The following is a 10,883-nucleotide window of genomic DNA, read 5'->3' as shown; positions in this document are numbered from 1 at the left end:
CTTGTCACAATTAATCCTTTGGTATTTTTTTTGACTTAATGGTATTTTAAACTAAAAATATATATCATGGCAAAAGGAACTATCAATGTTTCAGTCGAAAACATATTTCCATTAATTAAAAAATTCTTGTATTCAGATCATGAGATCTTTTTACGTGAATTGATTTCAAACGCAACAGATGCAACATTAAAATTAAAGCACTTAACTTCAGTAGGTGATTCTAAAGCTGAATTTGGTGAACCTAAAATTGAAGTAAAGATTGATAAAGATGGCAAGAAATTGCATATTATTGATCAAGGTCTAGGAATGAGTGAAGAAGAAGTTCAAAAGTATATAAACGAAGTTGCTTTTTCTGGAGCTGAAGAATTTTTAGATAAGTATAAAGATGCCGCTAAAGATGCTGGTATTATCGGTCACTTTGGTTTAGGATTTTACTCTGCCTTTATGGTAGCTGATAAAGTTGAAATCATTACAAAATCACATGTAGAAAAAGAATCTGCTGTGCATTGGACATGTGATGGTTCTCCAGAATTTACGTTGAAGAAAACCAAAAAGGAAGATAGAGGTACAGAGATCATTCTTCATATCGCCGAGGATTCAACAGAGTTTTTAGAAGAGCATAGAATTAGTGAATTATTGACTAAGTATAATAAATTTATGCCGATACCAATTAAGTTTGGTACTAAAGAAGTTGATGATCCAAATCATACACCAAAAACTACAAAAGATAAAGAAGGCAAAGAAACTACTGAGCCACAAAAGAAAATAGCGGTTGATAATATTATTAATAATCCAAATCCAGCTTGGACAACAAAACCAGCTGATTTAAAAGATGAAGATTATAAATCGTTCTATAGAGAGCTGTATCCTATGCAGTTTGAGGAACCTTTATTCAATATTCATTTAAATGTAGATTATCCTTTTAACTTAACGGGAATCCTATATTTCCCTAAGATGACAACTAATCTTGATATTCAAAAGGATAGAATTCAATTGTATCAAAATCAAGTATTTGTAACCGATAATGTAGAAGGTATTGTGCCAGATTTCTTACAAATGTTACGTGGTGTGATTGATTCACCAGATATTCCGTTAAATGTATCTCGTAGTTATTTACAGGCTGATGGTGCGGTAAAGAAAATATCTAGTTACATCACTAAAAAAGTAGGTGATAAATTACAATCACTTTTCAAGAAAGACAGAGCAGAGTTTGAAAAAAAATGGAACGATATTAAGATTGTTATTGAGTATGGAATGCTTTCTGAAGAGAAATTTTATGAAAAAGCTCAAAAATTTACTTTATATCCAACAGTAGATGGCTCTTACTTTACGTTTGATGAATTAAAAGATAAACTAAAAGCTGCACAAACTGATAAGGATAAAAACTTAGTAGTGTTATATGCAAGTAATGCAGAAGAACAGCATAGTTATATTCAACAAGCTAAAGACAAAGGTTATGAAGTATTGGTATTAGATTCGCCGATTGTTCCACATTTAATTCAAAAGATTGAAGGTGAAAATACTGAATTATCTGATGAGAAGTTCCCAATCAAATTTGCACGTGTAGATTCAGATCATATTGATAATTTGATCAAAAAGGATGATGAACAAATCTCTAAATTATCAGATGAGGAAAAAAATAAATTAAAAGAGATTGTTGAAGGTATTGTACCAAAAGAAAAGTACACAGTGCAGTTAGAAGCTTTAGATTCTAATGCAAACCCGTTTATCATCACTCAGCCAGAGTTTATGCGAAGAATGAAAGAAATGCAGCAAACTGGAGGTGGTGGATTTATGGGTATGGGTGGTTTTCCTGAGATGTACAATCTAGTGGTAAATACTAATAATGACTTGATGCAGAATATTTTAAAAGCTAAAGGAAAGAAAGAAGAATATGTAAATCAAGCATTAGATTTAGCAAAATTATCTCAAAATTTATTGCAAGGTGAAGATCTAACTAACTTTATAAAGCGTAGTTTTGATTTGATGAAATAATGTCATTGGCGGGCGGAACATTCTGTCATTAATCAAGGAATTCATAAAGAAAAAAAACATTTCAAGTTTTTGAAGTGTTTTTTTTGCTTATTTGAATATTATATTTATTTTTAAATCAAAAATTATATGAGAATTATTTTATTTTTATCAATTTCTATTATTCTTGTTAGTTGCTCTTCCCAAAAAGTAAATAATAAGACCAAAATGGTTGATGGAAGAAAAGTAAGAGAGTTCAAGTTAAAAGATAGTTTGATTGTAATTACACCTCGAAATTGGCATAAAGTTTTTAACCATAATTATGAAGGGTATACACCATTAGCGGGAGAAGGCGGGTATTACCATAATGGACTTAAGGTGTTTTATTGGAATGAAGGAAACATATCAATGGAATTGGAAGAATTTGTTAAAAGAGATTTTGAAGGCACTAATAAACACAAAAACATCAATCTAACAAAACAAGAAATACTTATTGATACTACTAGATATGGTAAAACATATATATACGAATATCGGACAAAATCGAATGGAAATGTAAGAATAGTAATGAATAAATTTTTTAAATTTCAAGGGAAACTATTTCATTTTTATAGTACATCAGATTTGGAGTATTATAATGCTTATAAAGAAGATCATGATTTCATATTTAACAATTTAAAATTCATAGACTGATTTATTGATATAAATTAGGTATCAACATTCATATAACAAAAGTAAACCCTTAACAAATTTGCTAAGGGTTTTTTTATAATCAATCGGAAGGGTATGCTATTATCTAGAACCTAAAACTTCTTTTTTAGTGCTTAATATAAACTCAAATTCTTCGTCTAGTAAAATCTTTACTAACTCTCTGTTTTCGTTTACCCAATAATAAGCAGATTTCATTTTCTTACCTTGGTGAACAAACTTGTGTAATTTTTTGGTCTCACCATTAACATCTGTAGAAAATTTACCTAAGTAATTAATAGTTTGATTCTTTCTTACATATAGTTTCGTTTCATCTAAAGAATTGAACTTAAATGTGCCTTCTTTTTTACTGAAAGGTAGCTTTGGTACGATAGCCCATACATTAAAAGATGGTATAGTGTGTGACGGCATTCGAATCATAGTTTTATGATTTGGATCTAAAAATTGATTTACTTCATTATCAGTAGTAATTTCATTTTTAAAATCACCAGTAAAATTCCAATAAGAAGCACTTGTATTGTGTTTTACGCGCTCACCAGTGTATACCACAGGATCCATATTAGAGTCTATAGTACCGTTAAATTTAATTTTTGAAGCGTTTGCTAATTTTTTCGAATCTGAAATTGTAGCCAATGAAAAATCTAACTTTTCATTATCAAAAATTGCTTTAACAGTAGTCTTTAGAATTGGATTCGCAGAACTACTATTATACTTTTGAATACTTATATAACCTTTGTTATTAGTGGATTTATACCAATAGGTTTTAGAAATTTTTTCATCTGAGAATGAAAGAAAAATAAAACTACAGGTTATAAGTAAGAGTGTAAGTTTTTTAATCATATTATGTTTTTTAATATTTTATATATAGTTTCAATCAATTATATAACAACTTGATTGTAAAAATTCCCACCTAAAAATTATATATTGTAACTTACTATTTTGACTAAACATCATATATAAAAATCACAAACTAATTATGAAGCTTTTTATCAAACAAAAAACCACAATTCTTTTATTCAGTTTTGCATTTATTTTTTCTTTAAGTGCCCAAAATTTAGAACAACAAATTGATGAAATAATAAAACAAAATTTTAAAGATGATATGCCAGGTGTTGCACTCTTAGTTGCTAAAGAAGGAAAACCAATCTATAGAAAAGCCTTTGGTAAAGCTAATTTAGAATTAGATGTGGTTATGCAGCCGGAAAACGTCTTTGAATTGGCTTCCATTACTAAACAATTTACTGCAGTTGCAATTTTAATGTTAGAAGAACAGGGTAAGCTAAGTGTGGAGGATGAAATCATAAAGTTTATACCAGATTATCCTACTAACGGTAGAAAGATTACCATTCATCATTTATTAAATCATACTTCTGGTATTAAGAGCTATACTTCTATGAAGTTAGATAGTTTAGCTAGAAATGATATGAGTCCAGTTGAAATCATTTCTTACTTTAAAAACGAGCCGATGGATTTTGAGCCTGGGGAAAAGTTTTTATATAACAATTCTGGGTATATTTTATTAGGTCATATCATTGAGGTTGTTACCGAAGATACTTACGAAAATTTTATAGAAGATCATATTTTTAAAATACTAGGAATGTCAAATTCCAGGTATGGTAGTATGGTTGAGTTGGTTAAGAATCGTGCTAGTGGGTATATGCAGAATGATAAAGGTTATAGAAATGCAGATTATTTAAGTTTAACATTACCCTATGCAGCAGGATCGTTAATGTCTACCGTCGATGATCTATTGAAGTGGCAAAATGCGTTGCGAGATAATAATTTGATTAAAAAAGAAACGTTGGTTAAAGCTATTAATGGGTCTAAACTAAATAGTGGTGAAGAAATTAGTTACGGTTATGGTTGGGGAAAAGCGAATATAAAAGGCTCTAAAGGGTATACACATAGTGGAGGTATTTTTGGTTATTCTACTAATGGAATTTATTTGCAAGACGAAGATGTATATGTAATTGGGTTAACAAATTGTAGCTGTAATAATATAGGGTCTGTTACTAATTTAGTAGCTGCAGCTGCTATTGGTAAGGCTTACCCTAGTATTAAAGATGATATTAAACTTTCTGAAGAAAAGTTGAAAAAATGGACTGGTGCTTACGCTTTTGTGGATGGAGCTATGCGTTATATTACTTTTAAGGAGGGTAAATTGTATAGTCAAAGAGATGAAAACCAGAAATTTCTTATTTATCCTATATCTGAAACTCAATTTATATTTGATGATGTTACTATATCTTATAACTTTTCGATAGATGATGCTGGTAAGAGGCAAGTAACGATGATTACTAATAACGGAGAAAACATTGGTAAAGAAACTGATAAAGAAATACCTGCCGATCGTATAGAAATTGAAGTTGCTACATCAGTTTTAGAAAATTATGTTGGTATATTTGAATTGCAGCCAGGATTTAACTTAGTTATGACATTAGAAAATGAAAAATTATACACTCAAGCAACTGGTCAACCAAAAAATCAGTTATTTGCTGAGTCAAATACAAAATTCTTTTTAAAGGTAGTAAACGCACAAGTTGAATTTATAAAAGACGATATTGGAAAATACAATTCATTGATTTTGTATCAAAATGGACAACAAATACCAGCAAAACGTAAAAATTAGAAATAAAAAAACCGCTCATTTGAGCGGCTTTTTATTTTTTACTGAACTGGAAAATTAAAATATTTATCCTTATATGGTTCATCTTTTAGAGTAAAATGCCACCATTCTTTCGGATGCGATTTAAAACCATGCTTTTCCATTCTTCGTTTTAACAATAAACGAACTGCACGTTGATTTCTAGTAATATTCGGATAGTCGATCGAAGATTTATCATCAAAAAGATCATAAGTACCTCCCATATCTAAAATATGTCCTGTAGTTAAAGAAACTATTGTTAAGTCTACAGTACTACCACGGCTATGACCAGACTTTTTTGCAATATATTGCTGGTTAAATAAATCCTTTTTATCAATATTTGGATAGTACTTTTCCTTCATTTTTGTATCTGTAGAATCTTCTGCCCATTTCACAAAATGGTCTACAGCCTGTTGTGGTCTATATGCGTCATAAATCAATAAACCAAAGCCTAATTTTTCTAATTCACTTTGTACATTTTGTAATGCTTCAGTTGCTTTTTTAGTTAAAATAATTTTAGGTTGAATATAACCTTCAACTGGCTTTCCAATAAAATTATTAGAAGAATAGTAACGCATGTCAGAACGTAGATTAGGAATCACTTCCTTGGCATATACAAATCCATCTGGCATGTCATTTAATGCTTGCTGTGTATAACCAACAGTTGCAAAATTTATAATAGTAACTAGCAATAAAGCCTTTATATAGCCTAGCTTTTTCATTATGGGTTTCAGTTTGGGTTTATTCTGTAGCTAATGTAACGAAAAACTTTTAATTATATTTTAACACGGACTATAGATTATAATTTAAAAATAAACAAATTAAAATAGTACTTTTCAGCTCTATGTTATTAGTTAACCTTAACATAATTCAATACTCTGTTAATTATAAGCGTTTAAATAATTCAAAACTTTAGAGATCTATTAAGAAACAACTGTCAGTTGTAAATTCCTAACTCTTTACTCAATTAATAATTAATATTGTTTTTGTTTTTACAGCAATTCATTCTATCTTTAAGTGCTATGGATGAAAAGCTAATGTCTAAGAAAAAGCCTGCATTTCCAATTACGGAGCAGCTTTCAAATTACCTCACAGAGCATAGTAGAAATATTAAGATTCCTATTTATTATGATGATCTTTTGCGTTTTCAAGGGGCCGTAGAAATTTATGATAAAGACGGTAACGATACACTATGGATAAGCACATATTTTGCAGAACATGAGCGTGCAGAGATTGAGTTGAGTTTAAAAAGGATGTACACCATATTGCATGCTGATGGTAGTGATTCTATATTACCATTTCTGAATATTGACTCTATTGACTTTTGCACATTTGGTAACTCTAAACCTTTTCGTATCAAAGTTCGAAATATCTTGAATGACAATTACATATATCTTTATGTAAAAACAGCTGATGCTTCAAGAATTTATGGATTGGAACTAGAGCACATGCTTTCACCTAATCACATTAATTTCTTGGTACATAAAGATACTTTGATTGAAGAGCATATTTCCGGTATACCGGGCGATACTTTTATAGCTGAGCAATTAGATAGTATTTCTGAACAAGATAAAGCAGCAATCGCTAAAGAGTTTGTAAAGTTTAATGAGAGAAGCTTTGTGAGGTTATTGGGTGATATGCGCTCTTATAATTATGTTATGGTTCTTACACATGATTTTGATAGAATACAATACCGTATTAGAGCAATTGATTTTGATCAACAAAATTTTGAGGGTAATCCGAAAGTTTACAAGCCACAGTTCTTGAAGGAAAATAATAAGTTGGTAGAAATGACCTCAAATATTTTACAGGAGGAATCTATTGAGCAATACAAAAAAGAAGAACGTTCGTTATTAGCGAAAAGGGCTACAAGTGAAGATGACCGTTTAAAGAATCTATTGCATTGCATGAAAAATGATACTATTTCAACACCAGAAAAAATAAAAGAGTTAAAAAAAGGCCTATATGATTTGACTTTTGATATAAATTTTAAAAAGTCAAAAAACATGGGAGATATTTTAGAGAGTGCTCTTGATTTTATTGTAAGAAACTATAAAAATGTAAATCCATATATTATTCGTTAATCAGCCATAAAAAATTGTAGAAAATGAAAATCGAGAAAATACTTGTTGCTAATAGAGGAGAAATAGCAATCAGAATTTTAAGAGCATGTACAGAGTTAAATATTCAAACGGTGGCTATTTATACGTACGAAGATCGTTACTCTCAGCATCGTTATAAATCAGATGAAGCTTACCAGATTGGCACTAATGACCAACCCTTAAAACCTTATTTAGATATTCAAGAGATTGTTGGTTTAGCAAAGTCTAAGGGAGTTGATGCCATTCATCCTGGTTATGGATTCCTTTCAGAAAATTCAAATTTTGCCAGAGCATGTGCTGAAAACGGTATTGTTTTTATTGGTCCAAAACCAGAAGTAATGGATGCATTGGGCGATAAAATAACGGCTAAAAAAATTGCTTCTAAATGTAGAGTTCCAGTTATTGAAAGTAATAAAAAAGAATTATCTTTTCTTAAAGTAGCATTGTCTGAAGCTAAAAAGATAGGTTATCCTTTAATGTTAAAAGCTGCTTCAGGAGGTGGAGGAAGGGGTATGCGTATTGTTAGAAGTGCAAACGAACTTGAGATAAATTTTGATTCAGCAAGAAACGAGGCATTAAATGCTTTTGGAGATGACACTATGTTTTTGGAAAAATATGTAGAAGATCCTAAACATATTGAAGTTCAGATTGTTGCAGATAATCATGGGGAAATTCGTCATTTACATGAGCGTGATTGCTCAGTGCAACGGAGACATCAAAAAGTAATCGAAGTTGCACCCTCTTTTGGGTTGTCTGACGAATTAAAGCAAAATCTGTATAATTATGCAGTAGCAATTGCAGAAGAGGTAAGCTATAATAACATAGGTACTGTAGAGTTTTTAGTCGATAATCAAAACAATATTTATTTTATTGAAGTAAATCCGCGTATCCAAGTAGAGCATACTGTTACTGAAATGGTGACAGGTATTGATCTTGTAAAAACACAAATTTTCATAGCTGGTGATTATAAATTATCTGACAAGCAAATTAAAATATACGATCAAAAATCATTATCTACCTATGGATTTGCGTTGCAGTGTAGAATCACAACAGAAGATCCTGAGAATAATTTCACACCAGATTATGGCACCATAACTACCTATAGAAGTGCTGCTGGCATGGGCATTCGATTAGATGCTGGTAGCGTATATCAAGCCTCAAAGATTAGTCCATTTTTTGATTCAATGTTAGTTAAAGTATCTGCTCATGGCAGAACTTTAGACGGTGCAACTCGTAAAATGGTGAGAGCTTTAAAAGAATTTAGAATACGAGGTGTAAAGACTAATATTCGTTTTTTACAGAATGTAATTCAACATAATACCTTTAGAGAAGGAAAGGTGACGGTTAATTTTATTCAGAATACACCTTCGCTATTTAAAATTCAATTGCCTCAAGATAGAACAACAAAGCTCACTAACTTTTTAGGTGAAATAATTGTTAATGGCAATCCAGATGTAAAGTTTGTTAATTCAAATAAGGAGCTCAGAGCTGCAAAAGTCCCTGATTTCATACCTTTTGGGGAATATCCTAAAGGTACTAGAGATATGCTACTCGAATTAGGACCTGAAAAATTTTGTAAGTGGTTACAAAAAGAAAAGAAAATACATTTTACCGATACTACATTTAGAGATGCTCATCAATCTTTATTGGCAACTAGGATGCGGTCTTATGATATGTTAAAAGTAGCCGAGAGTTTTGCCAAAAATCACTCTAATACGTTTAGTATGGAAATGTGGGGAGGTGCAACATTTGATGTTTGCTTACGGTTTTTACATGAAAGCCCATGGACACGTTTAAGAACGTTGAGAAGGGTGATTCCAAATATACTGTTTCAGATGTTACTCAGAGGATCAAACGGAGTAGGGTACACGGCTTATCCTGATAATCTGATTGAAGAATTTATAGTTAAATCTTGGGAAAATGGAATTGATCTTTTTAGGATTTTTGACTCCTTAAATTGGGTAAGAGCAATGGAGCCGAGCATTAATTATGTGAGAAAACAAACTGGAGGAATTGCGCAAGCAGCCATTAGCTACACAGGAGATATTTTAGACAAAGAGAATACAAAATACAATCTAAAATATTATACTCAATTAGCTAAAGATCTAGAAAATGCGGGAGCTCATATGATAGCTATAAAAGATATGGCTGGTTTGTTAAAACCATATGCGGCTACAGAATTGGTTAAAGCACTAAAAGATACTGTCAATCTACCAATCCATTTGCATACACACGATACATCTTCATTACAATCTGCTACCTATTTAAAAGCGATTGAGGCAGGTGTAGATGTTGTTGATGTTGCTTTAGGCGGATTATCTGGCCTAACTTCTCAACCTAATTTTAATTCTGTAGTTGAAATGATGAAGTATCATAAACGAGAGCATGATTATGATATTGAAAAGTTGAATGAATTTTCTAATTATTGGGAAGATATTCGAGAATATTATTATCCTTTTGAGTCTGGATTAAAATCTGGAACAGCAGAAGTGTTCAAACATGAAATCCCTGGAGGTCAGTACTCAAATCTTCGCCCACAAGCCGAAGCTTTAGGCTTAGGAGATCGATTTGACGAGGTAAAGAAAATGTATGGCGAAGTCAACGATCTTTTCGGAGATTTAATTAAAGTGACACCAAGTTCTAAAGTTGTAGGTGATATGGCAATTTTTATGGTTACCAATGACTTAACTCCTCAAGATGTATTAGAACGTGGGGAAGAAATTTCATTTCCAGAATCAGTTATTAATTTCTTTAAAGGTGACTTGGGGCAACCGGTTGGAGGTTTTCCGAAAAAATTGCAGAAAGTAATCTTAAAGAATAAAAAATCTTACAAGAATAGACCAAATTCACATTTAAAACCGATAGATTTTGATAAGGAATATAAAGTCTTTGAAAAGAAATTCCAGAAAGGATTTTCACGTCCAATAGAATTTGAAGATTTTTTATCATATAGTTTGTATCCCAAAGTGTTTGAACAAGCACATGAATTTTATAAGAATTATGCAAATGTTGCCACTATACCAACTAAGAATTTCTTTTATGGTATGGAGCCGAGAGAAGAAATTATGGTTGAATTGCAACCTGGTAAAACCGTTTTAGTGCAATTGCTTTCAGTAGGTGAACCAAATGATGAAGGTATTCGCATAGTATTCTTTAAAGTAAATGGTGAAAATAGATATGTAGAAATTAAGGATAAATCGTTAGATATTCAAAAGATAGAAAACAAAAAAGCAGTTGTTGATATCGATAATGAAATTGGAGCGCCACTACAAGGACTGCTTTATAAAACGTTAGTTAAACAAGGTCAAAAAGTAAAAGAAAATGACCCGCTATTCGTTATTGAAGCTATGAAAATGGAAACGACAGTTACCGCAACTAAAAGTGGTAAAGTAAAATCAATAACGTTAACCCAAGGTTCTATGGTAATGCAAGATGACTTGGTGATGACGTTAGAATAA

7 protein-coding genes are annotated in these 10,883 nt (G+C 31.2%); 5 read left to right on the top strand and 2 right to left on the bottom strand.

Annotation, left to right across the window (positions count from 1 at the left end; genetic code table 11):
- Positions 1-66 precede the first annotated feature (66 nt).
- Both htpG and AC1EUV_RS07510 read left to right on the top strand, forming a co-directional pair.
- A complete protein-coding gene (gene htpG / locus AC1EUV_RS07515; RefSeq protein WP_480198063.1) occupies positions 67-1,995 on the top strand; it encodes a molecular chaperone HtpG in 1,929 nt (642 codons plus the stop codon).
- 126 nt (positions 1,996-2,121) lie between these two features.
- On the top strand, positions 2,122-2,664 hold the full coding sequence (locus AC1EUV_RS07510; RefSeq protein ID WP_480198062.1) for a hypothetical protein: 543 nt from the start codon (positions 2,122-2,124) through the stop codon (positions 2,662-2,664).
- A 99-nt stretch (positions 2,665-2,763) separates the two neighbouring features.
- Here AC1EUV_RS07510 and AC1EUV_RS07505 read toward each other — a convergent pair whose 3' ends face one another.
- A complete protein-coding gene (locus AC1EUV_RS07505) occupies positions 2,764-3,519 on the bottom strand; it encodes a hypothetical protein (RefSeq protein ID WP_480198061.1) in 756 nt (251 codons plus the stop codon).
- A 136-nt stretch (positions 3,520-3,655) separates the two neighbouring features.
- On the opposite strand from AC1EUV_RS07505, the gene AC1EUV_RS07500 reads away from it, so the two are divergent.
- Positions 3,656-5,308 (top strand): serine hydrolase, encoded by a 1,653-nt coding sequence (locus tag AC1EUV_RS07500; RefSeq protein ID WP_480198060.1) that lies wholly within the window; start codon positions 3,656-3,658, stop codon positions 5,306-5,308.
- A gap of 38 nt (positions 5,309-5,346) precedes the next feature.
- Here AC1EUV_RS07500 and AC1EUV_RS07495 read toward each other — a convergent pair whose 3' ends face one another.
- Positions 5,347-6,045 carry a M15 family metallopeptidase gene (locus tag AC1EUV_RS07495; protein ID WP_480198059.1) on the bottom strand — a complete coding sequence of 233 codons (699 nt, stop codon included), beginning with the start codon at positions 6,043-6,045 and terminating at the stop codon, positions 5,347-5,349.
- Positions 6,046-6,345: 300 nt separating this feature from the next.
- On the opposite strand from AC1EUV_RS07495, the gene AC1EUV_RS07490 reads away from it, so the two are divergent.
- Both AC1EUV_RS07490 and AC1EUV_RS07485 read left to right on the top strand, forming a co-directional pair.
- The gene (locus AC1EUV_RS07490; protein WP_480198058.1) at positions 6,346-7,407 is read left to right on the top strand and encodes a hypothetical protein; all 1,062 of its coding nucleotides are present in this window, start codon (positions 6,346-6,348) and stop codon (positions 7,405-7,407) included.
- 23 nt (positions 7,408-7,430) lie between these two features.
- On the top strand, positions 7,431-10,883 hold the full coding sequence (locus AC1EUV_RS07485; RefSeq protein WP_480198057.1) for a pyruvate carboxylase: 3,453 nt from the start codon (positions 7,431-7,433) through the stop codon (positions 10,881-10,883).

This window comes from Maritimimonas sp. 2304DJ26-3 (genome assembly GCF_056591635.1).
This window is presented reverse-complemented; position numbering and strand designations above follow the sequence as displayed.

What these genes read in the sequence shown, in the direction of transcription:
- AC1EUV_RS07510 (WP_480198062.1), top strand. Translation starts at nt 2,122, where the DNA reads ATGAGAATTATTTTATTTTTATCAATTTCTATTATTCTTGTTAGTTGC.
- AC1EUV_RS07500 (WP_480198060.1), top strand. Translation starts at nt 3,656, where the DNA reads ATGAAGCTTTTTATCAAACAAAAAACCACAATTCTTTTATTCAGTTTT.
- AC1EUV_RS07490 (WP_480198058.1), top strand. Translation starts at nt 6,346, where the DNA reads ATGGATGAAAAGCTAATGTCTAAGAAAAAGCCTGCATTTCCAATTACG.
- htpG (WP_480198063.1), top strand. Translation starts at nt 67, where the DNA reads ATGGCAAAAGGAACTATCAATGTTTCAGTCGAAAACATATTTCCATTA.
- AC1EUV_RS07505 (WP_480198061.1), bottom strand. Translation starts at nt 3,519, where the DNA reads ATGATTAAAAAACTTACACTCTTACTTATAACCTGTAGTTTTATTTTT.
- AC1EUV_RS07485 (WP_480198057.1), top strand. Translation starts at nt 7,431, where the DNA reads ATGAAAATCGAGAAAATACTTGTTGCTAATAGAGGAGAAATAGCAATC.
- AC1EUV_RS07495 (WP_480198059.1), bottom strand. Translation starts at nt 6,045, where the DNA reads ATGAAAAAGCTAGGCTATATAAAGGCTTTATTGCTAGTTACTATTATA.